This is a genomic window from Prosthecobacter sp. Pr1 (assembly GCF_057652315.1).
The window spans coordinates 148,147-174,471 of the sequence record NZ_JBYFBS010000006.1; the positions used below are offsets into that span (position 1 = coordinate 148,147).

The window sequence follows — 26,325 nt, forward strand, 5'->3', positions numbered from 1 at the left end:
AATACGGCCCGAATGATTCCATCTTTCTTACGTGATGATTTTCTTTGCAGTCAGCCCGGTGCTGCCGGGCAGGCGCGTCAGCGTCACCTGGCGTTCTTCGCGATGAACTCAATGATCGGCGTCGAGTCGTCCAGCCCATGCGGATGATGGCCCACACCGGGCTTGCGAATCAGCGTGATGCTGCCGCCGAGCTCCTTGTAGCGTGTTTCGATCAAACCGGTGTTTTCGTCCCAAGGCACCACATCGTCGGCATCGCCAAAAACATGGAGGAGGGGCACATGGTTTTTGGCCAGCGGAGCCAAATTGTCCACGGGATTGCCTTTGTAGGCGAGTGCCTCAGCCTCGTCTTTGAAGCCCCAGAGCTTGGGCACCAGCGCCCAGTTCTTCGCATCGCCTTTGCCTTTGCCCTTGCCGCCAGGCCAGCTTTTGAAATCACACACGGGCGCGTCGGCGTAAATGCAGGAGACTTTGTCGGGGTTCGCGATGGCCCAGTTGTAGCAGTATAAACCTCCGCGGCTGAGACCGACAAGGGAGGGCTTGGTGCTCAACCCATAATTATTGGTGAGTTCGGTGTAACACTGGTTCCACAACTTCACAGCGTCAGGACAGCCCAGCATGTCGTTGATTTTCATATAGACGATGTGAAAGCCTTTGCCCAGCAGCGCGATGTCCGGCGCGGGTTTGTGGCCAAAGAACTCGCCATGCCAGACCCATGGGCGGCCAGCGGCGACGGTTTTCGGCACAACAACGGTCACGGATTTGCCAGCAATGGTGAGCTCATGTTTCGCGTAGCCGTTCCATTCACCGGTTTGATTGGGAAAAACGATCTCTTTTGAAGAGGCCAACTTGTGGGCCTCGGCATCCAGTTCAGCGGCCTTCGCCTTGGCTTCCTCAATCGGCAGCCCTGGAGGATTCCCAGGACGCTTGTGTCCCACATAGCTCAACCATGCCGGACGCAGGATGGCGTGCTTCTTTTTCACCAGGGCAAGAATGGCCGCACCATTGGGATGATCGGGCGTACCATCCGGCTTCACCTTGAGACCCCAGACATCAAGCACGGCGCGGGCCATCAGCAGATGGCCTTCCGGTCCGGGATGCACACCGTCTTTGGAAAAGGTGAACTCGGGATCCGTTTTCCGCTTTTCAGCAATGGCGGCGTTCATCGGACCGTGAATGTCCAGCACCTCCCAGCCCTTCTGGCGCATGTCGAGCAGCCAGTCGGAGTAGAAGTCGAGCACTTCATTGTAGCCCTGGTAAAACTGGCCCGGCTTCACTTGGTCGCCAGGAACCACACGCTGCTTGATCGGCACCGGATCAAACACCGGCGGGGTGAGATGCACGATGCGCGCGCCGGTGGCGGCAACTTTTTCATGCAGCTTCTTCATGCCATCCTGAAAAGCCTTGGTCCGCACCACGCCCAGAGGCAGGTAAATGCCGTCGTTCATGCCGTAGCAGGCAAAGACAAGTTCCGGCTTCGCTTTTTCCAGAGCACGCTCAAGGCGCTCGTGCAAATCCGGACGCGGAAACTTGCCACCGGCATGGCCATCTTCGCTCAGGCCGCTCACCGTTTCACTGCTGAGGCCCAGTGGGATGATCTCCTTCGTCACCTCCGGATGCTGCGCGATCAAGGCCGCATCAATGAACTCGATGTAGCCCCCTCCCTGAGTGATGCTGTCGCCGAGAAAGACGATGCGCTGTTCTTTGGGAAGTTCCGCAGCCGCTGCGGTGATGGTAAGGAGGAGGGAGAGGATGAGATGACGCATGAGAATGAAAATTAGACGCCGACGAGTTCGCGCAACGGCACACCGCCGTCGGTCACAGTGCGCGGGCGCTGCACCGCGTCCATGAATTCGTGATTTGGATGAATGCCTAGCAGGTGAAAAATCGTCGCGGCAAGTTCCGGCGGACGCACGGGCCGATCCGATGGAGAACCCCCAATCTTGTCGCTCGCGCCGATGATTTGACCACCGGCGATGCCCGCACCGGCCATGGCGACGGAGAACACATTGCCCCAGTGATCGCGCCCGCCGCTTTTGTTGATGACGGGCGAGCGACCAAACTCGCCCATGACGACGACGAGTGTCTCATCCAGCAAACCACGCGAATGCAGATCTTGGATGAGCGTGGAGTAAGCGATGTCAAACTGCGGACACAAAACCTCGCGGACACGCGGACCGTTGCGCTGATGCGTGTCCCACAGCGGGCTGCCTTCTTTTTCATCGCCGGGTTCGCGCGGCCAGTTTACCTGCACCAGCCGCACTCCGGCCTCCACAAGACGACGCGCCAGCAGCACGCTCTGGCCAAATCTATGTCTGCCGTAGCGGTCCCGCATCGCCACCGGCTCGCGCTCGATTTCCAGCGCCGCACGACTGGCCTCCGAGTGAATCAAATCAAAAGCGCGCTGCTGCATCGCATCAGTCTCCTCCATGAGCGGATTCGCCAGCGAGCGGCGGAATTGCACGTCCAGCTGCCGCAGCAGGCTGCCGCGCTCGGAAAAACGCAAATCCGTCATCCCCTCGGTCAAACTCATGCCTTCGATGCGCAGACGCTCGGCACTGGGATTGCACTTGATGAGCTGCGGATGCCACGGCGCCCCCATAAATCCGCCGTTCTGGCCGGGCCACACGACGTTGCCATTGTTTTCGAGACGTTCCGGCAAAACAACCGAAGAAAGCGGCGACCGTCCGCTCGGTTTCAACGCGCCAACAACGGACGCGATGCTCGGCCAGTCATTAGCACTCGGCGGCACGCTCTCAGCTTTTGACGCCGGCGCATAGCCCGTGAGCATGAAGCAGCCGCTGGTCGAATGCGCGTTGATGCCCGTGGTCATCGAGCGGATCACCGCGAGGTGCTGCATCAGCTTCGCCGTACGCGGCAACGTCTCGGAGAAATGAATTCCCGGCACCGAGGTTGGGATGGATTTGAAATCACCTCGAATCTCCAGCGGTGCATCCGGCTTCGGATCAAACGTCTCATGCTGCGGCGGTCCGCCGCTGAGAAACAGAATGATGCAGCTCTTCGCCCGGCCAAATGACGCGTCCTTGCTGGGAGCCCTCGCATTCAGCACGGATGGCAGCGACAACCCCAAACAACCCAGCCCACCCACGCGCAGCCATTCGCGGCGATTGAAAGCAGTGGTTGAAAGAAGTGGCTGCATGGACGTCATCAACTACGCCCAGCCAACGTGGCTCTATCACACCCGGTGCAGCTTGTATGGATACACTTGGTCCGCATTCCACTGGCAGCTGTAAAGGTTACCGGCGTCATCCACACACACATCATGCACATTGCGGAAGACCGGCTGGTCCTGCAGCAGGAGGCCGACCTGATTGCCCTCATATTTCGGCTGCTGGCCGCCCGGAGCGGAGATGACGCGGTTGTTCTTGTCGAGGATGATGATGAAGCCGCGCTCACGCCACATGCGGTAATCATTGGGCTTCATTCCAAAGCACACACCGGAAAGCAGCAGATCACCTGCAATGACCGGCCGGCTCATGAAGGCTCCTGGCAGATACACGGAATGCGAATACGTACCGTCAAGCTGATACCAGTGGAACTCGTTGCGGATGCGTTCCGTGCATAGCACCAGCGGCACGGGTCCGCGTGTATCGATTGTAACTCCATGCGCTTGCATGAATTTTCCTGCATTCATCGCCTGCGTGCTATTGCCGCCGAATTTGCGGATGAATTTTCCCATGGCGTCAAACTGCAGGATGAACTGCGAGCCGTAGCCATCTGCCACATAGATGTCGCCGTTCGGGCCCGCCACCGCCTCCGTGGGTGCGTACTTCGTCACGGCATCATACGCGCCGCAGTCCTTCGCATGCGGCAATTCCAGCACGACCTCACCGGTGAGCGTAGTTTTCACCACGCGTCCGCCACCCGGATCGCACAGCAGCAGGTGTTCTTTGCCGTCCCGCACTTCCAGACTCAGGCCGTGGCCGCCGCGCAGCTTCAGCGTCCACGCATCGAGCACCTTGCCCTCCTTGTCGAAGATCAGAATGTTGTTCTTCGCCTCGTCGGTGATCATGATCAGCCGTTTCTGCGCATCCATGACCATCTCATGGCAGTTTTTGACCGGATGCACCTCCCGCTTCGCCTTGCACCACTCCAGATCGACCCGATACCGATGCTCCCCATGACCGATGATGGCTCCCTGAAGCGAGGTCTTGCTCTGCGCCCGCACAAACGGGGCGGCAAGAGCAGTGGCGGCGGTCGTGGCAATGAAATGGCGGCGGTTCATGCCTTCTGAAACACCAAACTAACGTCCCAACTATCTAGAATCCTGAGTTCGCGTCCAAAACGTCGGCAAACGCAGTTTCCAGCGCATCGCCGCGAGCCGCAGTGTCAGTATAACCGCCATGCCAATGTAGCGGTCACTTTCCGAGGCTGGATACCAGTGCCGAAGAAGCACAAAGACCAGTGCACCCACTGAAACTGCCGTGGCATACAAGTCGACCTCCGCCTGAAACACCCACGGCACCTCGCTTCTCAGCACATCACGCATGATACCACCCGCCACTCCAGTGACCACCCCGAGCAGCACCGCCACCACGCCCGGCGTGCCAAAGGCCAGCGCCTTCTCTGTGCCTGCGATGCCAAACAGCGCCAACCCAAACGCATCCGCAATCGCGAGCAGCCTTTTTGGCAGGTGCGTAAACCGCACAATGACAAAAGTCGTTACCGCCGCGCCGAGCGCCGTCCACACATGCAGCGGCTGCTTGATCCAAAACACCGGCTGGGCACCCAGACACAGATCACGAATCGTGCCGCCACCTACCGCTGTCACCAGCGCCAGAACCATCACACCAAACAGATCCATTCGCTTGCCCTCAGCCGCAAGCACACCCGAAATGGCGCACACAGCGACGGCAAAGTATTCGATCCAGGGGGGCATCACTTGTCTTGAGGTTCAGACTTTTCCACCGTCGGCGGCTCAGGATTCCATTCCAGTTTGGGCTGAATGCCCAGATGCTGGTAGATCATGGGCACCAGTGCTGTTTGCGGCGTCTCCTCATTCAGCAGCTTTTCTCTCGGCAGGCAGTCGCCGTGTGCAGCTAGCCAGATCTTGCGCTCCTCATCACTGTCGCCGCCATGCTTGTTGCCGCGTCCTCCATGATCTGTCGTGACGAGCACCAGCCAGCTCTCATCATTGAACTTTGGCCGCGCACGCATCGCACACAACAGTTCGCCGATGTGTGAATCCACATGGCTGATGGCATTCAAATAGAGGGCGCTGTCCGGTGAAAAGCTGGCACGCGAATCAACCGCCCCATGCCCAAATTCATCGACCTGGCCAAAATAGACAAACATCACGTCTGGATTGCTTTGACGCAGCGTTTTGAGCGCCGCATCACGCACCTCAATGTCCTTTTCGGGATTGTCCACGAAGTGATGTGCGGCATCGGGCACACAGGTGAACTTCACATCCAGGAACTCCGTCTCGCCGATGCGTGAACCATCTGCGATAAAATCATGAATGGGCGGCCAGTCAGCGAAGGACGCACAGAAGGCCTTTGGCTGCACTTCTTTGATATGCCGCATGAAATGCGAATAGCTTTGAAAGCGCCCCCCAATGAAACGGTTGTCCTTCACGCCATGCCGGTCCATCCACACGCCGGTGAGCAGGCTGCTCCATCCCGGCCCGCTGATGGTAGGCTGGTGGGTGGGGGGGCCCATCTCCCCACCCGCATAGAATTTTCGAGTGAACAACCCCTGCTCACTTTCGCACAGCTTCTTCAACTGCGGCGCAAGACCACGCTCCATGGCCGCAGCCAGTGCATCCGCCCGACAACCGTCAACGCCGATGAACAGCACCCGTTTACCTTTAAAATCACTGTCCTTTCCGGGTCCATGCGCGCAAAGCTGGCATGCGAAGCCAAGGCAAAACAAAACGAGGGCTGCAGCAGGTTTCACGATGGATGTCATAGTTCAGTGCTTCATGTAATGTTCAATCCCGTTGAGCAGCATCTGCACGGCCACCATGACAAGGAGCATGCCCATCAAACGCTCAACCGCCATCGAGCCTTTCTCTTTGAGCACGCGGGCAATCGCCGGCGCGCAGAGCAATACCGCCGCTGTAACACCCCAGGCGATCAGCAGGGCGGCAAACCAGCGCCAGATCTGTTCCGGTTGCGTGCTGACGAGCACCAGCAGCGTCGCCAGCACGGACGGCCCCGCGATCATCGGCGTGGCTAGCGGCACGATAAACGGCTCGATGATCGATTCGTCTGCATCACGCCGCGACGGCGGAAAAATCATCTTCAAGGCGATGAGAAAGAGCACGATGCCACCGCTGATGAACAAAGCCTCCTGCTTCAAATGCAGCAGGCTGAGCAGCCAGGGCCCGAGAAAGAGAAACACGACCAGAATCACCAAGGCGATGACGAGTTCTCGCGCGATCACCCGCAGCCGCCGTTCCGGCGGCACCGGACGCAGGCCGGACACAAACGTCGCCACATTCCCAAGCGGGTCCATGATCGTGATCAGCAGCAACGTGGCGGAAAGCGTGTCCATGGTCAAAATCAAGGCTGCAGCGATTTCATAAAGAGAGCCCAAAGCTCATCCACCGTTTTGCCGGTTAAGCTGTTCCACAACTCATTTTTATACGAGCCTGCTCGAAGTGCGGCATTCATTTTCACCATCACACCTGCGGTATGATGAAGTTCAATCCATTCCAGAAACATCGCCGCAGTCTTGTAGGCATCCTTGTAGCTCGCCTTGGAGGGATCAAGCTTCGGGCGCGGAGCCTTCGGCTCAAAATGAACGATGCGGATATAATCAGCAATGCCTTCCACCAGCCAGCCCGGACCTCCGGGTGGATAGGACTGCACAACATGAGTCAGCTCATGCACGACGATGCCAAAGTCATCAGGATGCGCTCTCACAAAGGCAGCGGAGATCGTGATCTTCCCGCCAAAAGCATGTGCCACTCCCTTCATCTTAGGATCAAAATAGAGCGTGACCTCTTTCGGAGCAGCAAAACCAGCGCTGGGCAGCAATGCGGCAATCTTTGGAAACCACTCAACACACAACGTCCCCGCCTTGTTTCCCCACTCCTTCAAATCGGGTGCATCGTTCGCATCCACCAAAGCACTGGCATCTTTGGCGCCGATTCTGACAATGCTTCGAGGCTCCGCATGCAGGCCTGAATCAAACGCCATGGTGATAAGAAAACCGCCGCACCACAGCAGTAGAAGAAAATGGATACGGGATGTCATAGTGTTCATTTAAACGACTTTGGCCAACGGCGACATTCAGTCCGCATTTCCTCCCGGCGCAACCAGCGGTGCACGATCCTCACCCGAGCGTGTGCCCAGGTTTCCATAGCGATGATAATCAAAGCTCACACTCTGCTCCTGCACATACCACAAAAGCTCCACCCGGCCCTCGGCCAGCACCGGCGCATCGGCGATGAATACACACGCCTCAGCCGCAGCACGGCGGACGATTTCAGGCACACGCCCAGCCGCAGCATAACGCACGCGGCACACATGGCCGCCGCCAATCGCCTCCGCGAACTCCTCGTCGCTTTCATCGACAAATTCAATCAGGCCAGCCCAGTCATGGGTCAGTTTCTCCAAAAGACTCAGTTCGCGCGTATCCAGACTATGCGGTGTGCTGACAATCGTTCTAGCACCCGTCACTCTCGTCGCGGCCACACGCGTAAAGATTTCGAAGAAACTGTCCTCACAGCTCACACGGACATGCACCGCACGCAGCGGCAGATAACGCCGCACGTTGTCCTGACCGATCAGACGAAAGTGATCATGCTCCCGGCCAAACTCAGCGCTCCACCATTGGTCACAGCTCTCCATGGCCTTCAGGGTGCGCCAATACTGCTCTTCCGGCACACCGCAGGACTCATTCACGATGTTCAAAGCCAGGTGCTCCAGCGCAGGATTTCTCAAAGGTTCATCGCCCGGCCGTGCAGGCACTTCCTGAAATCTCATGAACTGCGAAACATAGTTTGGCCCGCCAGCCTTGAGACCGGGACCAAAGGCACTTTTGCCCATGCCGCCGAAGGGCTGCCTTAAAACGATCGCGCCAGTGGTACCGCGGTTGATGTAAAGATTGCCCGCAAGAATGCCCGCCTTCCATTCGGCCTGTTCGCGATCATCGAGACTCTCCAGACCACTGGTCAGGCCGAACCTCGTTTGATTCACCAAAGCAATGGCCTCGTACAGTTTCTCGAAGCGCATCACGCCAAGCACAGGGCCGAAGAACTCCGTCATATGGGTATAGCTGCCCGGTTGCACGCCCCATTTGATGCCGGGAGACCAGAGACAGTCGTTGCCATCCAGCTTGCACGGCATCAGCGCCCAGAATTCCCCGTCTTCGAGCGTGAGCAATGCATTTTGAAGGTCCCCCGACGGCGACCGGATCAGCGGCCCCATCTTGGTCGGCAGATCCCATGCAGAACCGACAATGAGGCTCTCTGCCGCTTCAACCAGCGAACGTTTGAACTCGGGGTCATCATAGACCTCGGACTCCAGCAGCAGCAGAGATGTGGCGGAGCATTTCTGCCCCGCGTGACTGAAGGCCGAATGCAGCACATTTTTAATCGCAAGATCCCGGTCCGCTATGGCCGTGACGATGGTGGCGTTCTTGCCGCCGGTTTCGGCGCTCAAGGGCAGCTCAGGCTTGGCCCGCAGCATGGCCAGTGCGGTTTCCGTTCCGCCAGTCAGGATGACCGCATTCACCAACGGATGCTGCACCAGCTGCGCTCCTTCATTGCCACCAGAACATGGCACGAACTGCAGCGTCTTTTTCGACACCCCACCGCGCCAGAAACACTGGCACAGTTCCCACGCAGGCAGCACAGCATCAGACGCTGGTTTCAAGACAACCGTATTCCCCGCTGCCAAAGCTGCAGCAATGCCGCCGCATGGAATCGCGATCGGAAAATTCCAGGGTGATACAACGACCACCACCCCTTTGCCGGATGCAGTGACATTCGGCAGCTCAAAAAACGTGCGCGCACTGCCCGCGTAGAACTCGACAAAATCGACCGCCTCGCTCACTTCAGGATCGGATTCGGCCAGTGTCTTGCCGCAGTTTGCCAGCGCCGCGCCCATCAAATCTGCACGTGCCCGGCGCAACTCGCTTGCGACCTGCCGCATGGTTGCCTGCCGTTGCTGTGGAGACAAAGCACGCCAGCCGTCATCGTCCTGCGCAGCACATTCCACCGCCTGCACAATATCCCCGCCATTGGCCAGCCGATAACGACCCACCACAGACCCCGGGCGCGATGGATCGAGGCAGTCGCGCGTGCCGCGAGCATCGATGATCTCCACACCATCAATCACAAGCGGCACGTCGACACAGCGCTTCTCCCACGCGGTCACAATCCCCTGGGCCCATTCCGCATGATGTGGCAACGACCAGTCGGTGTCGGGCTCATTGACGAAGGTGTCAGACAAACTATGAGCCTGTTTCAAATCCCGCCGATCCTGCGTGCGGCGCGGTGCGGCACTCAGTGTGCCAAGGCGTGTGAATGCAGCACGGAAACTCTGCTCCAGTTGGTGCCAGTCTTCGCTGCCGGGCACGAGTTTGAACGTGTGGCGCAGGAAGTTCTCCGGCCCGGTGTTTTCATCAAGCCGCCGGATGAGATAGCCGATGGCGCTGAGGAAGTGCTCCTTGTGGCACACCGGCGCGTAGAGCAGCAGATGCGGAGCCTCCTCGAACAGTGCCCGACGCTGGTGATTGGCCATGCCTTCGAGCATCTCAAACTGCACCCGCTCCATCGCATTGCCAGCCCGTGCCAGAGTGAGCGCATAGGCAACATCGAACAAATTATGCGAGGCGATCCCAAGCTTCACCGCTGCCAGATTTTCGGGGCGAAAGCCTTCGTGCAGCATGCGCTTGTAGTTCGTATCCGTGTCGGCCTTCGTTTCAAAGGGCGCCTGCGGCCAGCCTTTGACCGCCGCTTCAAAGCGTTCCATCTCCATGTTCGCCCCCTTCACAATGCGCATTGTGATCCCCGCACCGCCTTTGGCGACACGCTCACGCGCCCACGCTTGCAGCCGCTCTTGCCAGAGGCAGGAGTCGGGAATATAAGCCTGCAGCACGATGCCCGCGCTCACCTGCTCAAGCCCGCGCCGATCCAGCGTTCGCATGAAAACCTCACACGTGAGGCTGAGATCGCGATACTCCTCCATGTCGAGGTAGATGAACTTCGGCACCTGCGTGCCATCTCGGCGCGTGAATGTGGCGCGTGCGGCGCTGCGATACAGGCGCTCAAGCCGGTCGCTCAGGGTCGCGATTGTGTGCTCGCGCGCGAGCGGTGACATCTGCGAGTACAGCGTGGAGATTTTCACCGAGAACACCTCCGTCTCAGCGTGCTGCATCGCTTCGAGATACAGCGTCAGCCTGCGCTCCGCCTCCGCCTCGCTGAGGATCGCCTCACCCAGAAAATTCACATTCATGCGCACGCCCTGCGCAGTGCGCTGGCGCAGATGCTCCGCCAGTACTTCGGGTTCCGCAGGCAGTATGACATTGGCCGTCTCATGCTGCATGTGCTCCTTCACCATCGGCACCGAGACACCCGGCAGCCAGCCGCCAAACGTCTGAAACCCGCGCAGCAACGCCCGGTCCAGCGGACTGAAAAAACGCGGCACCCCCTGCACATCCAGAATGTGGGTGAACTGGTCCGCCACACGCGCGGCTGATCTGGGTCGGAACGCCTGATCCGTGAGCTGTACCAGCGTGGCTTTGTCCGAAGCGGTCTGCAGCATGCGGTCCAGCTCCGCCTGCTGGCGTCTCTCGGCAGGCGTTTGCAGCTCGGTGGCGCGCAGTTGCAGCCTGCGCGCAAGATCAACCGCAGCATCAATGAGTTCCGCGTTCATGAGAATGACACGTCAGACACCCAGATCCTGTTGCACCGCAGCAAAGGCTTTCACCGCATTTTCCAGATCAGCCCGCGTGTGCGCAGCACTGATCTGCGTGCGGATGCGCGCCTTCCCCTGCGGCACCACCGGATAGCTGAAGCCGATGACGTACACACCCCTCTCCAGCATCGCGTCCGCAAATTTCGCGGCCAATGCTGCATCGCCAAGCATCACGGGCACGATGGGATGCTCGCCGGCCACAATTTGAAATCCCGCAGTGACCATCTGCTCACGGAAGAATCGGGTGTTGGCTTCCAACTGATCACGCAGGCTCGTGGACTGCTTCAGCAGGTCCAGCGCCGCGATGGACGCACCCGCAATGCTCGGGCAGAGCGTATTCGAAAACAGATAGGGCCGCGAACGCTGACGCAGCAGTTCGATGATTTCTCTTCTCCCGCTGGTGTAGCCACCACTCGCACCCCCAAGAGCTTTGCCCAGCGTGCCGGTCAGGATGTCGATGCGCCCCATCACATCACAATGCTCATGCGTGCCCCGGCCTGTTTTGCCCATGAAACCCACGGCGTGAGAATCATCCACCATCACCAGCGCATGGTATTTGTCCGCCAGATCACAGATCTCTTTCAGCGGAGCGATGAAGCCGTCCATCGAGAACACACCGTCGGTGGCGATCAGCTTGAAGCGTGCTCCTTTCTCATCCGCTGCGATCAACTGCGCCTCCAAGTCGGCCATGTCGCAATTTTTGTAGCGATAGCGCTGCGCTTTGCACAACCGCACGCCGTCGATGATGGAGGCATGGTTGAGTTCGTCGCTGATGATCGCGTCCTCCGGCCCGAGGATCGTCTCAAACAGCCCGCCGTTGGCGTCAAAGCAGGAGCCGTAGAGGATCGTGTCCTCCGTTCCGAGAAAGTCTGACAAGGAAGCCTCCAGTTCTTTGTGCACTCCCTGCGTGCCGCAGATGAAGCGCACGCTGGCCAGCCCATAGCCCCAGTGCTCCAGCGCCTCATGCGCCGCCTGCCGCACCTTCGGGTGCTGCGCCAGGCCGAGGTAATTGTTCGCGCACATGTTGAGCACCGCCTTGCCACCATTCGCACGTACCAGCGTGCCCTGCGGTGTGGAGAGCACTCGTTCCCGTTTGTAGGTGCCCGCAGCGCGGATGGCCTCAAGCTGCGTTGTGAGATGCGTGGAGAAGGTTGGATTCATGGCTGCCGATATACTGGACACATGTCCTGTATTTTGGCAACATGGATTTTCCGGTGGTAATCAAACCATTTTAGACAGCAGTCGAAAGTTCAGAACTCCTTCACAGACCACGCGGCTTCTCCGAATGAGCTGCTTCATCTTCAAAAAGCCTTCATCACCAGTTCGCGAAAGGCCCGGACATGCGCAGGCTCGAACCGGCCCTTGCGCTGCACCAGAAAGACCTCCTCATGGCCAAACAACGAAGCAACTTCACGCACGACGACCTCAGCCTCCCCAGCCCCTCGTTTCGGTGGCTTCACGCTCGCCGCGCTGGTGCCAATGGCAATGCCAAACCCAATCGCCACATAATTCATCAGCAGGGCACGGTTCGTGGCTGTAACCGTCACGTTCATGCGTTCCGCCAGGCCTGCCTGGGCAAACACCTGCCGAATCTGCCGGTGAGAGCTGCTTTCCTCCGGTGCCAGCACCAAGGGCTGGCTGATGATGTTGGCGAGTGTCAGCTGCCTCGCGCGAGTCAGCGCATGATTCGCCGGACACATGAGATAAAAGGCATAACGCGCCAGCGCCTGATACTGAAACTGCGGCATCACTTCGTCACCAGTGGCCATCCCCATGATCGCCAGATCCGCTTCATCCTGCTCGATTACCTGTCTGGCCATGTAGGAGGGCCGGTCAAGCAGCACGAGCTTCACCGTTGGGTGATTCTGACGGTACAGAATGATCGGCCGTCGCAGCGCACCGGTGAGCATGGCAGACGGAGCCACCACCGTCAGCGTGCGGGCGGCCGAGCTTCGCTGGTCTTCAAACATCGCCCGCAGGCCGTCAAAGGATTCGACCAAGGGCGCAGCCAGATCCACCAACGCACGGCCATCGTCTGTGAGCGAAACCTTGGAGCCTTCCGCCACGACAAACTGCACGCCGTATTCATCCTCCAACGCGCGAATCTGCTGCCACACAGATGGCACGGCCAGATTCATGGCCGCTGCTGTCGCCGCAAAGCTGCCCTGCCGCGACAGCTCCACCAGCGCGCGAATCTGCCTGAAGCGCACTTCCTTGAAGTAACGGCGCGCAGGAGAGTCGGCCGTCGTGCCGATTCTTTGAGGGGCGTTAGGTTTGGCTTTCATCGTTAGGTCTTTCCTAACGAATATCGCAGAAGATAGCAAGAGCCGTAAATCTATGCGGACCAGTCAAGCACCACCTTGCCACAGTTGCCGGACTCCATGGCGGCAAAGCCCTTTTCGAATTCAGTGTAGTGGAATCGATGAGTGATGACCGGCTTGATGTTGAGACCGCTTTCAAGCATCACGCTCATCTGATACCAGGTCTCATACATCTCGCGGCCATAGATGCCATGGATGGTGAGCATGTTAAAGATCACCTTGTTCCAGTCGATGGCGATCTGCTCGCTCGGAATGCCGAGCATGGCGATCTTGCCGCCGTGGCACATGTTGTCGATCATGCTGCGGAAGGCGGCAGCGTTCCCGCTCATTTCGAGGCCGACATCAAAGCCCTCCTTCATGCCTAGCTGCTTCTGCACATCCTCGATCTTCTCAGTCGAGACATTCACCGCACGCGTCGCACCCATCTCACGCGCCAGGTTGAGGCGGTACTCGTTCACATCCGTGATGACGACGTGTCGCGCCCCCGCATGTTTCACAACCGGTATCGCCATGATGCCGATGGGACCGGCCCCCGTGATGAGCACATCCTCGCCGAGACATTCAAACGCCAGCGCCGTGTGCACGGCATTGCCGAACGGGTCAAAGATGCTCGCGACTTCCTCATCCACTCCCTCGCGGTGATGCCAGACATTGGTCATCGGCACGCTGATGAACTCGGCAAAGGCCCCAGTGCGGTTCACACCGATGCCGACAGTGTCTTTGCAAAGATGACGCCGGCCCGCGAGGCAGTTGCGGCAGCGACCACACACCACATGCCCCTCGGCGCTGACGATCTCGCCGGGATGGAAATCATTCACGTTCGAGCCGACAGAAACGACCTCCCCCACAAACTCATGCCCCACGACCATCGGTACCGGGATCGTCTTCTGCGCCCAGGCATCCCATTTGTAGATGTGCAGGTCCGTGCCGCAGATGCCCGTTTTGCGGACCTTGATGAGGACATCATTGATGCCGACTTGCGGCTCCGGGACATCCTGGAGCCAGAGACCGCGTTCAGACCGTGCCTTGACGAGTGCTTTCATGGTGGTTGGTTATGTCGATATATTGGACACTCGTCCATTAAATCGGCAACTGATATTTTTTACCTCACGCCAGGATCTGCGGAATCACCTTGCCGAAATCCCGCTCCAGCCGCTTGCGGCCGGGGATTTCCAGGCGATGTGGATCCAGCCCAAGCAGATGCAGGATGGTGGCATGCACATCCGTCACGTAGTGCGGGTGCTCCACCGGGTGGAACCCGAGCTCATCGGTGCCGCCGTGGATCGTGCCGCCTTTGATGCCGCCGCCGGCCATCCACACGCTGAAGCCATACGGATGATGATCACGGCCATCACTGCCTTGGGAGCCTGGCGTGCGGCCGAATTCGGTGGCAAAGACGACGAGCGTGTCATCCAGCATGCCGCGCTGCTTGAGATCCTTGAGCAGACCGGAGATGGGCTTGTCCACCTGCTGCGCGAGGCTGGAGTGGTTCTTCTTCAGCCCGGAATGCGAGTCCCACGCACCCGCCGCCCCATCGCCATGCTGAAGCTGGATGAAACGCACGCCACGCTCAGCGAGACGACGCGCCACGATGAGCTGCCGGGCAAACGGTTCCGCCACCTTGTCATCCATGCCGTAGAGTTTTTTCGTCTCCGCGCTCTCAGCATCGAGGTTCATCGTCTCCGGCACGGCGGTCTGCATGTTGTAGGCCAGCTGGTAGCTCTTCATGCGCGCAGCTAGCGTCTTGTCTCCAGGATACTGCTCCGCATTCAATCCATTGAGCCGGTGGATGAGATCAAACTGGGCTTCCTGCTGCTGCCTGCCGATCTGAAACTCCGGCGCGGCATAGGTGAGGGGATTCTTCGGGTCCACCTTCAAGTTCACCGCGTCATAGGCAGGGCCAAGATAGTGGCCGTCCCGCACATCAAAAAAACGCGGCCCCATGTTGATGAAGGAAGGCAGATTGTCCGTCATGGAGCCCAGGCCATAGGTCACCCAGGCGCCGAGCGTCGGCACCCGTGGCTCCAGCATGTGCCTTCCGCTGTGGAACTGCACCTGCGCCCCGTGGTTGTCATCCGTCGTCCACATGCTGCGGATAAAGGAGATCTCGTCCGCGCATGAGCCAATGTTCGGAAACCAGTCGCTGATCTCCACCCCACACTGCCCATAGCGCTTATAGCCCGTTTGCAGCGGATAAATGACATTGCGCTGCTGGCCGTTTGCATCGTTCACCACCACCACGCGCACCTTCTTGAGCTTCTCGGGATTCTGCACGTCCTTGTAAGGCGTCTCGCCAATGGACTTGCCCGCATACTTCGTGAGCATCGGCTTGGGGTCAAAGCTCTCCATGTGGCTCACCCCACCGCGCATGAAGAGCCAGATCACACGCTTGGCCCGCTGGGGAATCATCGGCAGACCATCGGGCGGCAGCCATGCTTCCTCTCCTCGCAGCATGGACGCCATGGCAATGCTGCCGAGTCCACCGAGGATGTCGCGGCGCAGGAAAGGCGTGGGTGGAAGGCGCGGTATCATCGCAGGGTGACGAAGTCGTTGTGGTTGATGAGAGCCTGGAGAAACAAACTGCGGTCCTCGTTCAAGGCATGGAATCCTTCGAGGCTGGCCTGTCGCTCCGCCTCCAGCGGCAGGCGGCCCAGGATTGCAAGGAACGCCTGATCGATAAATGTGGGCGCATCGAGCTTGGTCATCGACGCAGCCAGCGCATTCGCACACTCACGGCTGAGCCCGCTGTTCGTCAGCGCCAGCGCCTGCTGCGGCACCACACTTTCATTGCGGCGGTAGCACTCCAGCACGTTGCTGTTGTCAAAGACCGCCAGGAACCGATGCTCCACATCGGCATTCTGGATGAAATACAATGAGCGCCGCAGACTGGTCTCCGCTTTGGCGGGGTCCAGACTCGGACCGCCCTGAGTAAGATCCAGTCGGCCGGAGAGGTGCAGCAGGCTATCGCGCACGAGCTGGCTTTCCATGCGGCGCGGATTCATGCGCCACAGAAAGTGATTGTCAGGATCTGCGGCAAGGGTTTGGGGATCAGCACCCGCATTGGAGGAACTGCGCCGATACAAATCCGACAGCACCAAGGTGCGATGCAGCCACTTCATGCTCCAGCCATTCTCCATGAAGCCCGTCGTCAGACTGTCGAGCACATCCTGGTGCAGCGGCGCTAAGGAACGGCGGCCAAAGTCGCCCACATCTGCAACCAACGGAACGCCAAAATGCCGCGCCCACACATGATTCAACAGCACCCGCGCGGTGAGCGGATTACGCTTGTCGGCGATCCATTGGGCCAGCGCCAGTCTGCGGCCCGTGCTGGTTTCGGGATAAGTTTGCACCTTGGCATTGCCATTCTCTCCGGGGCCTTCCTGCGCTTTGAAACTCGCAGTCAGCGAAGTGTATGTGTCGCCCGGCGCGGACACCTTCGTTCTGGCTTTCTCCAGCGCCTCCCGCGCCGTCTTGATCTTCTTCTCAGCATCCTTGGCCGTGGGCGCGGCCTCTGCCTTGGCGAGATCATCCGCCGCCTTGGCTTCGCCATAACGCGCCTCGGCCAGCGCCGCCACTTGCGCAGTGGGTTTGTCACCCTTGGCAAGGTCAGCGGCATGCACCGCCTTAATCATGGCGAGACGAAGTCCCGCCAGCTTCACCGCTCCTGCATCCCCAGACTTCTGCGCCTGGGCCAGCTGCTGATCCGCCGCTGCAAGATGATCCTTCAGCACAAACGGCAGCAGCACCGGTCTGGACGAGGAAGGTGGCAGCTTCACAGCCTTGGCCTCATATGAGGCAAACTCCAGCACGCGCGGAACACCTGGCGGCATAGGCCGAGACTTGTCCTCGTTTTTTTCATCGCCGCGCACATGGCGGTAGGTCAGCTGATCGAGATGCAGATCAAACACACGCGGCAGGCCGTTCTTCTCGAAATCAGATTCCCCTTCCCAAGGATCAAGCCTCACATGCAAAGGCTCGAAGATGGCACGCATGCGGTAGTAGTCCGCCTGCTCGATGGGATCATACTTGTGGTCGTGGCACTTCACGCACTGCATCGTCAGACCGAGGAAAGCGCGGCAGGTATGCTCAATGGTCTCATCCAGCCAGGTGGTGCGGTTGAAGAGAAAGTAGCTACGGGCCAGGAAACCTGTGGCACGCAGATTAGAGCGATCTTCCGGCGCAAGTTCGTCAGCAGCCAGCATCTGCACAATCATCTGGTCGTACCCCTTGTCGGCATTGAGCGATTCCACAACCCAGTCGCGCCAGTGCCAAAGGTGCTTCTGACTGTGGCGGAGCTGGGCGCCGAGACCGTACCAGTCGCAGTAGCGCCAGATGTCCATGAAGTGACGCGCCCAGCGCTCGCCATATTGAGGCGTGGCCAGAAGCTGATCCACCAGCCGCAATCGCGCAGGGGCCGAAGTATCCTTCAAAAAGGAATGAATCTGCGCGGGCGTGGGAGGCAGACCGATGAGATCCAGATAAACGCGGCGCAGCCAGAGCTCCGGCGCGACCTCCGGCTGCGGCTTCAATCCTTTCGCGGCGAGGCGGGCGGCCAGCAGCGCATCCATGGAATGGCCGGAAGAATGGGGCGGCTGGTAGGCCCAGTGCGCACGCGGGTCATCCTCGGGCTTTTCCTGCGCGGGAGCCGGAGCACCAGCGGAAACCCAGGCCTGCAGTTTGGCCACCTGCTCTGCTGTGAACATGGAACCCTCACCCTCCGGCGGCATGCGGTCATCTTTGTCAGCAGTCGTCACGCGCTCCAGCAGCAGTCCAGGATCACCTGATAAAATATTGCCATTGTCACCGCCCTTGCTCATGGCCGTGGCGGTGTCCAGCCTCAGCCCTGCTTTCTGCTTCAAAGCCCCATGGCAGGCATAGCAGCGCTCCTTGAGCAGCGGCTTGATCTCCTTTTCATAGTCCACCGCCAGCACCGCAGTGGGCAGAAGTGCCAATACGCCGCTGCTCAAGGCGCGGGCAAGGACACGACAAAATACGGCAGGGTGAAAAGACATGGGCACAGGCAACTACGTCACTGAAGCCGCGACTCTTTTGCACTTCTACCCACTGCGACCGCCGGGTTCGCAGCAGGACCTTATTTTTGATGTCCAAAAACATCCTTCCCAAGCCTCGATGTGCCTGCCATCCTCCTCTATTCCATGCGCTCCCTGATCCGAATTCTTCCCGCCCTCGCCATCACCTTGACATCAGCCTTTGCCGGCGACGCCACCGTCATCGAAAAGACACCCGGCCTTGTCGGCTTCTGGACCTTTGGTGAGGAGGCGGGCCAGAAACGTGCCTCGCAAGGCACGCCGGAAAAACACCCGCTCAGCGAAGTGAACGGTCCGATCAAACGCGCAACCGGCGGGCCATTCTCCGGTTACTCAGCAGATCTGAACGGGCATCAGTATTTTGAAATCAAGCATGCCGAGACGGGTGATTTAAACATTTCAGGCAAGGACGCGCAGGTGACACTCTTCGCCGTCGCGCGCATCGTCGATCTCAAAAAGAGCCGCACCATCGCCGGCATGTGGAGCGAGGGCAAAGGCGCCAACGATGACACCGGCACACGGCAGTACGCGCTGCTCATGAACATGCCCACCTATGGCGGCCCGCGCAATCTCGTGCCCCACATCAGCAGCGAAGGCGGCGTGACGATGCGTGCCGACGGCACCAAGTTCCCCTGGTGCGCCGACTATGCAGCCACGAAGCTCGAAGTTCCCGAAGAGCAGTGGTGCACACTGGCCTTCACCTACGACTCGAAATACATCCGTGCCTACATCAACGGCGTGCTCGACGTGCGCACGCTTGAGGCCGTGAAAGACAAGCGCAACGATCCCTACTTCATCAAGGAAGGCCCTGACGGCAAAGATCGCGGCATGAACCCCTACTACCATGGTCGCGGCATCTACAAATACGATCCCGCTTTGCATGCACAAACCAAGATCGCCCCGTCCGACTTCACCGTCGGCGCACGCATGGCCGTCGGCTCGATGACCGGAGAGGCCACGATCGGCAAATTCGGCGGCCTCGCAGTGTTCAACCGCGCCCTGAGCGATGCCGAGATGCAGAAGCTGCATCAAGCCGCAGACGTCGGATCGATTCAGCCCTGAGCGCGATGACTTGGCTCTTCTCAATCCACCTCGCGGTCACCTGGATGCTAGTCGGCCTGATCTGGGTTGTGCAGATCCTCGTCTACCCGCAGTTCCGCCGTGTGGCCCCGGCAGAGTTTCGAGACTACCATTTCGCCCACTGCTTCCGCATCGGCCTCATCGTCGCGCCTCTGCTGTTCGTGGAGGCCGCCACCGCCGCATGGCTTCTTTATGAAGGGCGGCAGGCGCAGCTATTCATCATCAGCACAGGCCTTATCCCCATCATCTGGCTCACCACGGCGGTGTTTCAGGCCCCCTTTCACACCCGGCTCGGGCGCGGTTTCGATGCCCCTCTCATCCAGCGGCTCATTCTCACCAATTGGATCCGCACGCTCGCATGGACAGCGCGCGGCATTCTTGTTAGCCTCACGCTTCTATGAGCAAACACCTGCTTCTCTCCCTGCTTGTTTTCAGCACCCAGCTCTGCGCCCAGACCACACTGCAGCTCGCGCCACCCACCGCAAAGCGCAGCCCAAGCGGCATCGTGACCCTCGAAACCACAACCCCGAACACCACGATCCTCTACACACTCGATGGGGCGGATCCCACGGAGAAATCGAATCCCTACCTCGCTCCCATCGACCTGATCCGCGGTGGCACCGTGAAAGCCCGCACCTTTTCCAAAGATCGGAAGACCATGAGTGAAGCCACCGAACAAGTATTTCGCCCTGTGCCAAGCTTTGTCGTTCCCGTGCCGAGCACCGTCGTGGCCACCACCCAAGACCGTAGCTGGCCCAGCTACGACTGGGCCAAACGCCACGAACTCACAAGTGCCGCAGTTAAAAAAGCCAAGCCGCAAATCCTCTTCATTGGCGACTCCATCACGCACTTCTTCGGCGGTGAACAGTTCGACAGCTACACCATGCGCGGTCAACAGACCTGGGGCGAATTTTATGCACCTCGCAACGCCGGCAACCTCGGCTTCGGCTGGGACAAGACAGAAAACGTCATCTGGCGCCTCCAGCATAGTGCCATCGACGGCATTGCACCCAAACTCGTCGTCATCATGATCGGCACAAACAACACGGGCACCTGTTCCGCATCCGACATCGCAATCGGCATCGAGTCCATCGTGCTGGAGTTCAATCAGCGTTTGCCACAGTCCAAAATCCTCCTTCTGGGTATCTTCCCTCGCGGCGAAAAGCCCAACCCGCAGCGCGAGAAGATCGCCGAAATCAACGGCATCATCGCCAAGCTCAACGGCACCCACAACGTCACCTTCCTCGACATCGGCCCGAAGTTCCTCACGCCTGAAGGTTTGATCACGAAAGACATCATGCCCGACTTCCTCCACCCCAACGAAAAAGGCTACCGCATCTGGGCAGAGGCCATTGAGCCCACGGTCAAGCAGCTGATGGGCGAGACCAAATAGGCACAAAAAAGCAGGGGACCTCAGTCCCCTGCTTCTCAAAAAGATCGTCTACCTTACTTGGCAGCCTTCCAGTTGCGCACAAAGTCCATGCACTGGGTGATCTCAGGCACGCTGGTCTCCCAGTTGTGCTCATATTCGCAGTGAAGGGGGCCGGGATAGCCTTGGGCGGTGTATTCAGCAAGGATGGCGGGGATGTCGCTCTTGCCGGTGCCAAAAGGAAGATCATGAGCTTTGACGTCACCGAAGGCCGTGAGGTCCTTCATGTGGCTGTCAAAGATGCGGCCCTTGAGGATCTTGATGCAATCCACGGGGTTCAGCCCGCTGCGCACCCAGTGGCCCACGTCTGCGCAGGAGCCCATGCGAGGGTCGCGGTTTTTGACGAGATCGAGCACGTAGTTCGGGTCCCAGAACATGTAGGCGCGGTCCAGCGGGCGCTTCGGATGGTTGTGAATGGCCATCTTGATGTCGAATTCCTTCACAAGCGCTTCGATCTTGTCGAGCGCGGTCACATCAGGCTCCGTGACGATCACGCCAATGCCCAGCTTCTTGCAGAACTCAAAAATCTTGCGGTTGGAAACGTCATCCTGGCCAAGCTTGACCACACCGTAGCCGACAGCGGTGAGCCCCTTGGCTTCGAGGTGCTTCATGACCTCGTCGATCATTTCCGGCGTGGCATTGTGGTCCCACTTCGCATCCGGCTTGGCAGTTGAAAATTTCTGACCAGGGTAGAATTCGATGGTCTTGCCACCGCTCTGCGCGGTCTTGTCGATGGCTTCAAACACATTGTACATGCGGAAGCTGTAGGCCTGGCAGCCTGCGAAAAACTGGCCGACTTTGGCGGCTTCAGGGATCGTGGCCGCAAAGGATGCGGTGGCGAGGAGGAGTGAGAGAAGGATGTGCTTCATGGATGGATGGAAGCGGGGATTTTGGCGAGTTCTCGGAGAAATGGAAGAACTGAGAATGGAAAAGGGCACCGTGGAGCAGCGTTGTGGAGAGATGCTGAAACACTCCTTCCTGTTTTTCATTTCTGCCACGGCTGCCCTGGCCCAACTGCCCACAGCGAAACCCATACCGCGCGTGCAGGCCGTTCCTATGCCGCATCACATCACCTCGTTTCAGCTCGAAGGCCGGGAGCTGACCGCCATGCATTTCGATCCGCAGGACATGCGCCCATTCTGGCACCCCATCCGGGCCTCCAAAGACGTCAGCCTCACCCGCATGGGGCATCCGCATGACCCGCTGACTCATTCCCACCACAACAGCGTGTGGGTGACGCACAACATGGTGAACGACCTCGATTTCTGGGGCGACTACGCCAAAAAGCAGGGCCGCATCATCAATGTGGAGGTCTCGCGTGAAGGCTACGAAGACACCGACGAGTTTGCCTCCATGCGCATGGTGAACCACTGGATCAGCGAAGCAGACAAATCGATACAATTGACCGAGGTGCGCCGCACGGAGATCCGCCCCATCGACGGTGCCAAAAGCTGGTTCATGATCATCGACCTGGAGTTCTCACCCCCGAAGGGCAAGACGGCAACCTTTGGCGCCACCGGCTTCGGGCTGGTGGCGGTGCGAATGGCGAAGAGCATCGGCGTGCACGACGGCGGCGGCCGCATCCTGAACTCCGAAGGGCAGCTCAATGAGGAAGCCGTCTTCCGCAAACCAGCGCGCTGGTGCGACTACAGCGGGCGCATCACCAACGACGCTGACGGCTTCGGCGGCATCACCTTGATGAATCACCCCATGAATCCGCACAACCCCACCGCCTTCCATGTCCGCAATGACGGCTGGATGGGCTGCTGCCTGAGCCTGGACACCCCGGTGGAGGTCACTGAGGAGAAAAAGCTGCGCGTGCGCTACGCCCTGTGGGTGCATGACGGCGTGGCTTCGCAGGCCGAGAGCGAGGCGCAGTGGCAGAAATTCATCGCCATGCCCGTGGTGGATTTGGCGCTCAAACCGGCCAAGAAGTGAGCATGGCCGAATACCCCGCCGCCTTGGGCGAACTGATCACCTTTTTTGAATCGCTGCCCGAAGGCGAGCGACGGGAGAATTTAATCGACCTCGCGGCTGCTGCGCCCAGCTACGCACCGAAAGCGGGCGAAAAGTTTGATCTGGAGAATGTACGGCACGATGCGGAATGCACGGACACCGTCGGGGTACACGCCCGCCTTGAGCACGGAGACCACGTTCATTTTGCCATCAGCCTGGGGCCCAAGGTGCAGACCCTGACGAAAGCGATGGCCACCATCCTCTGCCGCGGGCTGAATGGATCGACGCTCTCAGAGGTCCTGGCGGTGCCGCAGGATTTTGTGCCTCGCATCGTCGGTGCAGACCTGGTCCGGCTGCGCAGCCAGACCGTGTACTACGTCCTGGGCCGCATGAAACAGGTGGCCCAAGCGCTGCAAAAAGCTGTGAATTAGCCCAGCCTCGTGGTCTGTCCCGTGCGCAGTTCCTCGGGAATCTGGCCCACAAACCGGGGCTGCAGATCAATGGCATCAAAGATCTGGTGAATTTCCATCTGGCTGATGTCTCCGGGCTTGTCGATCTCGAAATAGACCAGGTCATGGCGGGCATCCACCTTGTAGCGGACCTTGGGAAAGTGGTCCATTTGGTTGCGGAGCTGCATCACATTGGACTCAGAACGGAGGCCGGGCGCGTAGATTTCGACTTCGATCATGGGTGGTATGCAGCGGTTCTACCGGAATTGCCCTCCGGAGCCAAGCAAAACCTGCCAGTTGTACACAGACAGGATTCCAGTTTGACAGGCGGGGGGTGTCGTCCTATTCTCGTCGCCCCTTTCCCCCGCTCCTTTTATGGCCAACATCCGCTCCGCAGAAAAAGACATCCGCAAAACGACGGTCCGCACCGCTCACAACCAGACGGTGAAGAGCCGCATCCGCACCCTGCGCAAGAAGGTGGTCGCCGCTATTGAGAAGAAGGACGCAGCCGCAGCCGCAGCCTCCCTCAGCGAATTCGCTTCCGCCGCCGACAAGGCCGCCAAGACCAACGTTCTCAAGAAGAACACCTCCTCCCGTCTGAAGAGCCGCCTCGCCGTCAAGGTCAGCGCCCTGACGAAGTAAGCGGTCCGTTTCAAAACCTGTTTCCAAACGGCATCTCGCAAGAGGTGCCGTTTTTTGTTTGTCCTACGAGGCAAGGCCAGCAAAGATCGCAACCCCATGATCACCCGCCACAAAATCGCCCCCAACGGCCCTGAGTTCTCACGCCTCGTTTACGGCACCTGGCGCATCCTCGATGAGGCCGACCCGGCCAATTGCACCCCGCAGGCGCTTCTTAGCCGCTTCAAGGCATGTGCAGACATGGGCATCACCACACTCGACACGGCAGAAATTTATGGCGTTTATAAGGTCGAGGAAGCCATCGGCGGCGCGCTCAAGCTCGACCCCGCTTTCCGCAGCAAGATCGAGATCGTCACCAAATGTGGCATCTACATCCCCTGCGAGTTTCATCCCGACCGCAAAGTCGCCCACTACAACGTCACGGCCGCCCGCATCATCAAAAGCGCTGAAAAATCGCTGCGCTTCATGGGCATTGATGAAATCGACCTGCTGCTCGTGCACCGCCCAGACTGGCTGACCAGCGCCGACGAAACCGCCGAGGGCCTGAACAAGCTGCTCAAAGACGGCAAAATCCGCAGCGCCGGCGTCTCGAATTACAATGTGCACCAGTTCGATCTGCTGAACTCGCGCATGGATCAGCCGCTGGTGACGAATCAGGTCGAGTTCAGCCTGCTGCACATGGACCCGATCTATGACGGCACTGCGGATCAATGCCAGCGCCACCGCATCCTGCCCATGGCCTGGTCCCCCCTGGCCAAAGGTGCCCTGATGGAGAAAACAGACCCTGCCGCCGTCCGTCTCCATGCCAAAGCCGCCGAGCTCTCCGCCAAATACGGCGGCGCCACGCTCGACCAACTCGCTTACGCCTGGATCATGGCTCATCCTTCCTGCCCGCTGCCGATCATCGGCACCAATAAGCTGGAACGTATCCAGGCCGTGGTGAAAGCGGCGGACATCAAGCTGGAGCGCGAAGACTGGTACGGCCTCTGGGAGGCTGCCAAAGGTCACGGCGTGCCGTGAGGCCCGCTCAGCGCGGTCATTCTTGCACTTGCGGGATTACGAGCTGGTTGTGGTGGATCAGGTTCACCTGCCAGTTCCATGGCCAGCGGCCGGGATTGCTCCAGTGAAAAGTCCACGGCTCAGTAAACTGGTTCACATACCCCACGATCATGTGGCTGTATCCCACGCCATTGCGTTCGAGGCGGATCATCGTGGTCACCATCCCCTGCCCTTTCGTCGCTTTGAGGGTGGTTTGCTCCGTCTTCAAGATCAGCGTGAAGAAGCCGCTCAGATATTTGCGCCCGTCCAGAATCGCCGTGTCGTGATTGTGGCCAAAGGCATCCGTGTAGTTGGGAGCCATCAACCTCTCCAGTTTCTTCCAGTCACGATCTTCAACCGCCTCGATCAAATTCGCCTGCGCGGCACGCACCTGCTCCTCCGGGGAACGCCCAAAAACCCACCATGCCAGCCAGAGGCCCTCGATCAAAAACAGAACCAGCAGGACGCGAAGGATGATCTTTTTCATGTCAAAAAAGGGCCAGTTGTCCGGTGGAATCCGATGAAGCCGCCACGCAAAAGCTCACACCGCTGCTGCGGCGGCGCACGACTTCGATGGTCGGCGTGGGCTTGTGGCGTTCGGCACACACCACCCGCGCCTCAGGGGCTCCGGCGGCATCCAGCGCCTGCCTGATGTACCGGGAGGCCGTGGCGGGGTCATTGCAGTCATCGCTCAAATGCCCCAGCACCACGTGACTCAGCCCCGGATGCGCGATTTCACGGACGAGTTCAGCGGCCTGATCGTTCGAAAGATGGCCATGGCGCGAGCTGATGCGCTGCTTCGTGGACCAAGGACGCTTGGTGTCATTTTCCAGCAGCTGGGTGTCGTAATTGGCCTCAATGAAGAGGCTGTCGGAATTCCTGAGGCGGTCCTTGATCAGATTCGTCACGAATCCCACGTCGCTGAGCACCCCCAGGCGGGATTCCTCATCGGAAATCACAAAACCGACCGGATCCACCGCATCATGCGGCACCGGAAAAGACTCGATCCGCAGGTCCTGAAACTCAAAAGCCGCCCCCGTCGTCATGAGCCGCCAGATGGGAGGTTTGCGAAATCCAAGGCTCCCAGCCAGGGTTTCCTGGGTCAGGGCGGTGCAAAACAGGGGAACCTGGCGCTTGCGGCTCAAAACCTCAATTCCCCCCGTGTGATCCTGGTGCTCATGCGTCAGCAGGATGCCGTCCAGCATGTCGAGGGAGAAGCCGCAGGCGTCCAGCCGCAAGCAGATTTGCTTGGCGCTCAATCCGGCATCGAGAAGCAAAGTGGTGCGTTCTGTCGAAATAACAGCGCAGTTCCCCGAACTGCCGCTGCCAAGAATTGTTAATCTCACCATGCTCTGTTTTTAGCGGCTGGCCTCGTCAGATGCAAGGCGGATGAGCCTCGCATGGAGGTGAAGCCCCCCCGGATTGCTTCGGAGATTTAAAATAGGTGCCATCTTGGCCGATAGAATGCTGGTTGAT

Annotated in this window: 24 protein-coding genes; 7 read left to right on the top strand and 17 right to left on the bottom strand. The window is 59.2% G+C overall.

The features are described from left to right. Positions 1-83: 83 nt before the first annotated feature. From AC24GY_RS12350 to AC24GY_RS12410, 13 genes are all read right to left on the bottom strand, one after another. The gene (locus AC24GY_RS12350) at positions 84-1,763 is read right to left on the bottom strand and encodes an SGNH/GDSL hydrolase family protein (RefSeq protein ID WP_487683228.1); all 1,680 of its coding nucleotides are present in this window, start codon (positions 1,761-1,763) and stop codon (positions 84-86) included. A gap of 11 nt (positions 1,764-1,774) precedes the next feature. After that, on the bottom strand, positions 1,775-3,157 hold the full coding sequence (locus tag AC24GY_RS12355; protein WP_487683230.1) for a DUF1501 domain-containing protein: 1,383 nt from the start codon (positions 3,155-3,157) through the stop codon (positions 1,775-1,777). Positions 3,158-3,193: 36 nt separating this feature from the next. Further along, entirely contained in the window at positions 3,194-4,243 is a 1,050-nt protein-coding gene (locus AC24GY_RS12360) for an NHL repeat-containing protein (protein ID WP_487683232.1), read from the bottom strand. A 30-nt stretch (positions 4,244-4,273) separates the two neighbouring features. Further along, on the bottom strand, positions 4,274-4,897 hold the full coding sequence (locus tag AC24GY_RS12365) for a trimeric intracellular cation channel family protein (RefSeq protein WP_487683234.1): 624 nt from the start codon (positions 4,895-4,897) through the stop codon (positions 4,274-4,276). Next, positions 4,897-5,928, bottom strand: a complete 1,032-nt coding sequence (locus AC24GY_RS12370; protein WP_487683236.1) for an alkaline phosphatase family protein — start codon at positions 5,926-5,928, stop codon at positions 4,897-4,899. The genes AC24GY_RS12365 and AC24GY_RS12370 overlap by 1 nt, the downstream gene beginning before the upstream one ends. Positions 5,929-5,931: 3 nt before the next feature. Further along, positions 5,932-6,516, bottom strand: coding sequence for a MarC family protein (locus AC24GY_RS12375; protein ID WP_487683238.1), 585 nt, complete (start codon positions 6,514-6,516; stop codon positions 5,932-5,934). Positions 6,517-6,524: 8 nt separating this feature from the next. Next, positions 6,525-7,220: a basic secretory protein-like protein gene (locus AC24GY_RS12380; RefSeq protein WP_487683240.1), complete on the bottom strand. Its 696-nt coding sequence runs from the start codon at positions 7,218-7,220 to the stop codon at positions 6,525-6,527. Positions 7,221-7,256: 36 nt separating this feature from the next. Next, positions 7,257-10,847 (bottom strand): proline dehydrogenase family protein, encoded by a 3,591-nt coding sequence (locus tag AC24GY_RS12385; RefSeq protein WP_487683242.1) that lies wholly within the window; start codon positions 10,845-10,847, stop codon positions 7,257-7,259. 12 nt (positions 10,848-10,859) lie between these two features. Further along, positions 10,860-12,050, bottom strand: coding sequence for a glycine C-acetyltransferase (locus AC24GY_RS12390; protein WP_487683244.1), 1,191 nt, complete (start codon positions 12,048-12,050; stop codon positions 10,860-10,862). Positions 12,051-12,190: 140 nt separating this feature from the next. Then, a complete protein-coding gene (locus AC24GY_RS12395; protein WP_487683246.1) occupies positions 12,191-13,174 on the bottom strand; it encodes a LysR family transcriptional regulator in 984 nt (327 codons plus the stop codon). A 50-nt stretch (positions 13,175-13,224) separates the two neighbouring features. Next, entirely contained in the window at positions 13,225-14,253 is a 1,029-nt protein-coding gene (tdh, locus tag AC24GY_RS12400) for an L-threonine 3-dehydrogenase (RefSeq protein WP_397382014.1), read from the bottom strand. 64 nt (positions 14,254-14,317) lie between these two features. After that, positions 14,318-15,742: a DUF1501 domain-containing protein gene (locus AC24GY_RS12405; protein ID WP_487683249.1), complete on the bottom strand. Its 1,425-nt coding sequence runs from the start codon at positions 15,740-15,742 to the stop codon at positions 14,318-14,320. Further along, positions 15,739-18,222 (bottom strand): PSD1 and planctomycete cytochrome C domain-containing protein, encoded by a 2,484-nt coding sequence (locus tag AC24GY_RS12410; RefSeq protein WP_487683251.1) that lies wholly within the window; start codon positions 18,220-18,222, stop codon positions 15,739-15,741. The genes AC24GY_RS12405 and AC24GY_RS12410 overlap by 4 nt, the downstream gene beginning before the upstream one ends. Before the next feature lie 120 nt (positions 18,223-18,342). Between AC24GY_RS12410 and AC24GY_RS12415 the strand changes: the two genes are divergently transcribed. From AC24GY_RS12415 to AC24GY_RS12425, 3 genes are read left to right on the top strand one after another with little or no spacing between them, the layout of a single operon-like run. Beyond that, positions 18,343-19,320: a hypothetical protein gene (locus AC24GY_RS12415; protein ID WP_487683253.1), complete on the top strand. Its 978-nt coding sequence runs from the start codon at positions 18,343-18,345 to the stop codon at positions 19,318-19,320. A 5-nt stretch (positions 19,321-19,325) separates the two neighbouring features. Continuing rightward, positions 19,326-19,739, top strand: a complete 414-nt coding sequence (locus AC24GY_RS12420; protein ID WP_487683254.1) for a hypothetical protein — start codon at positions 19,326-19,328, stop codon at positions 19,737-19,739. Then, a complete protein-coding gene (locus AC24GY_RS12425) occupies positions 19,736-20,731 on the top strand; it encodes a GDSL-type esterase/lipase family protein (protein ID WP_487683256.1) in 996 nt (331 codons plus the stop codon). The genes AC24GY_RS12420 and AC24GY_RS12425 overlap by 4 nt, the downstream gene beginning before the upstream one ends. A gap of 53 nt (positions 20,732-20,784) precedes the next feature. Here the strand turns inward: AC24GY_RS12425 and AC24GY_RS12430 are convergent, their stop codons facing one another. Continuing rightward, entirely contained in the window at positions 20,785-21,636 is an 852-nt protein-coding gene (locus AC24GY_RS12430; protein ID WP_487683258.1) for a sugar phosphate isomerase/epimerase family protein, read from the bottom strand. A 40-nt stretch (positions 21,637-21,676) separates the two neighbouring features. Here AC24GY_RS12430 and AC24GY_RS12435 point away from each other — a divergent pair, with 40 nt between their 5' ends. Beyond that, a complete protein-coding gene (locus tag AC24GY_RS12435; protein ID WP_487683260.1) occupies positions 21,677-22,705 on the top strand; it encodes a DUF6807 domain-containing protein in 1,029 nt (342 codons plus the stop codon). A 2-nt stretch (positions 22,706-22,707) separates the two neighbouring features. Next, positions 22,708-23,154: a SufE family protein gene (locus AC24GY_RS12440; RefSeq protein ID WP_487683262.1), complete on the top strand. Its 447-nt coding sequence runs from the start codon at positions 22,708-22,710 to the stop codon at positions 23,152-23,154. Here AC24GY_RS12440 and AC24GY_RS12445 read toward each other — a convergent pair. After that, entirely contained in the window at positions 23,151-23,411 is a 261-nt protein-coding gene (locus tag AC24GY_RS12445) for a hypothetical protein (protein ID WP_294395960.1), read from the bottom strand. The genes AC24GY_RS12440 and AC24GY_RS12445 overlap by 4 nt on opposite strands. Positions 23,412-23,547: 136 nt before the next feature. Here AC24GY_RS12445 and rpsT point away from each other — a divergent pair, with 136 nt between their 5' ends. Next, a complete protein-coding gene (gene rpsT, locus AC24GY_RS12450) occupies positions 23,548-23,814 on the top strand; it encodes a 30S ribosomal protein S20 (RefSeq protein WP_422314598.1) in 267 nt (88 codons plus the stop codon). Between the two features lie 96 nt (positions 23,815-23,910). Further along, a complete protein-coding gene (locus tag AC24GY_RS12455; RefSeq protein WP_487683265.1) occupies positions 23,911-24,831 on the top strand; it encodes an aldo/keto reductase in 921 nt (306 codons plus the stop codon). Positions 24,832-24,847: 16 nt separating this feature from the next. Here the strand turns inward: AC24GY_RS12455 and AC24GY_RS12460 are convergent, their stop codons facing one another. Both AC24GY_RS12460 and AC24GY_RS12465 read right to left on the bottom strand, forming a co-directional pair. Further along, positions 24,848-25,336: a hypothetical protein gene (locus tag AC24GY_RS12460; RefSeq protein ID WP_487683267.1), complete on the bottom strand. Its 489-nt coding sequence runs from the start codon at positions 25,334-25,336 to the stop codon at positions 24,848-24,850. A gap of 1 nt (position 25,337) precedes the next feature. Next, positions 25,338-26,198 (bottom strand): MBL fold metallo-hydrolase, encoded by an 861-nt coding sequence (locus AC24GY_RS12465; protein WP_461524303.1) that lies wholly within the window; start codon positions 26,196-26,198, stop codon positions 25,338-25,340. Between the last annotated feature and the right edge of the window lie 127 nt (positions 26,199-26,325).

Excerpts from the sequence above, each read along its gene's own strand:
- AC24GY_RS12350 (WP_487683228.1), bottom strand. The coding sequence starts at position 1,763 with ATGCGTCATCTCATCCTCTCCCTCCTCCTTACCATCACCGCAGCGGCT.
- AC24GY_RS12355 (WP_487683230.1), bottom strand. The coding sequence starts at position 3,157 with ATGCAGCCACTTCTTTCAACCACTGCTTTCAATCGCCGCGAATGGCTG.
- AC24GY_RS12360 (WP_487683232.1), bottom strand. The coding sequence starts at position 4,243 with ATGAACCGCCGCCATTTCATTGCCACGACCGCCGCCACTGCTCTTGCC.
- AC24GY_RS12365 (WP_487683234.1), bottom strand. The coding sequence starts at position 4,897 with ATGCCCCCCTGGATCGAATACTTTGCCGTCGCTGTGTGCGCCATTTCG.
- AC24GY_RS12370 (WP_487683236.1), bottom strand. The coding sequence starts at position 5,928 with ATGACATCCATCGTGAAACCTGCTGCAGCCCTCGTTTTGTTTTGCCTT.
- AC24GY_RS12375 (WP_487683238.1), bottom strand. The coding sequence starts at position 6,516 with ATGGACACGCTTTCCGCCACGTTGCTGCTGATCACGATCATGGACCCG.
- AC24GY_RS12380 (WP_487683240.1), bottom strand. The coding sequence starts at position 7,220 with ATGACATCCCGTATCCATTTTCTTCTACTGCTGTGGTGCGGCGGTTTT.
- AC24GY_RS12385 (WP_487683242.1), bottom strand. The coding sequence starts at position 10,847 with ATGAACGCGGAACTCATTGATGCTGCGGTTGATCTTGCGCGCAGGCTG.
- AC24GY_RS12390 (WP_487683244.1), bottom strand. The coding sequence starts at position 12,050 with ATGAATCCAACCTTCTCCACGCATCTCACAACGCAGCTTGAGGCCATC.
- AC24GY_RS12395 (WP_487683246.1), bottom strand. The coding sequence starts at position 13,174 with ATGAAAGCCAAACCTAACGCCCCTCAAAGAATCGGCACGACGGCCGAC.
- tdh (WP_397382014.1), bottom strand. The coding sequence starts at position 14,253 with ATGAAAGCACTCGTCAAGGCACGGTCTGAACGCGGTCTCTGGCTCCAG.
- AC24GY_RS12405 (WP_487683249.1), bottom strand. The coding sequence starts at position 15,742 with ATGATACCGCGCCTTCCACCCACGCCTTTCCTGCGCCGCGACATCCTC.
- AC24GY_RS12410 (WP_487683251.1), bottom strand. The coding sequence starts at position 18,222 with ATGTCTTTTCACCCTGCCGTATTTTGTCGTGTCCTTGCCCGCGCCTTG.
- AC24GY_RS12420 (WP_487683254.1), top strand. The coding sequence starts at position 19,326 with ATGACTTGGCTCTTCTCAATCCACCTCGCGGTCACCTGGATGCTAGTC.
- AC24GY_RS12425 (WP_487683256.1), top strand. The coding sequence starts at position 19,736 with ATGAGCAAACACCTGCTTCTCTCCCTGCTTGTTTTCAGCACCCAGCTC.
- AC24GY_RS12430 (WP_487683258.1), bottom strand. The coding sequence starts at position 21,636 with ATGAAGCACATCCTTCTCTCACTCCTCCTCGCCACCGCATCCTTTGCG.
- AC24GY_RS12435 (WP_487683260.1), top strand. The coding sequence starts at position 21,677 with ATGGAAGAACTGAGAATGGAAAAGGGCACCGTGGAGCAGCGTTGTGGA.
- AC24GY_RS12440 (WP_487683262.1), top strand. The coding sequence starts at position 22,708 with ATGGCCGAATACCCCGCCGCCTTGGGCGAACTGATCACCTTTTTTGAA.
- AC24GY_RS12445 (WP_294395960.1), bottom strand. The coding sequence starts at position 23,411 with ATGATCGAAGTCGAAATCTACGCGCCCGGCCTCCGTTCTGAGTCCAAT.
- rpsT (WP_422314598.1), top strand. The coding sequence starts at position 23,548 with ATGGCCAACATCCGCTCCGCAGAAAAAGACATCCGCAAAACGACGGTC.
- AC24GY_RS12455 (WP_487683265.1), top strand. The coding sequence starts at position 23,911 with ATGATCACCCGCCACAAAATCGCCCCCAACGGCCCTGAGTTCTCACGC.
- AC24GY_RS12460 (WP_487683267.1), bottom strand. The coding sequence starts at position 25,336 with ATGAAAAAGATCATCCTTCGCGTCCTGCTGGTTCTGTTTTTGATCGAG.
- AC24GY_RS12465 (WP_461524303.1), bottom strand. The coding sequence starts at position 26,198 with ATGGTGAGATTAACAATTCTTGGCAGCGGCAGTTCGGGGAACTGCGCT.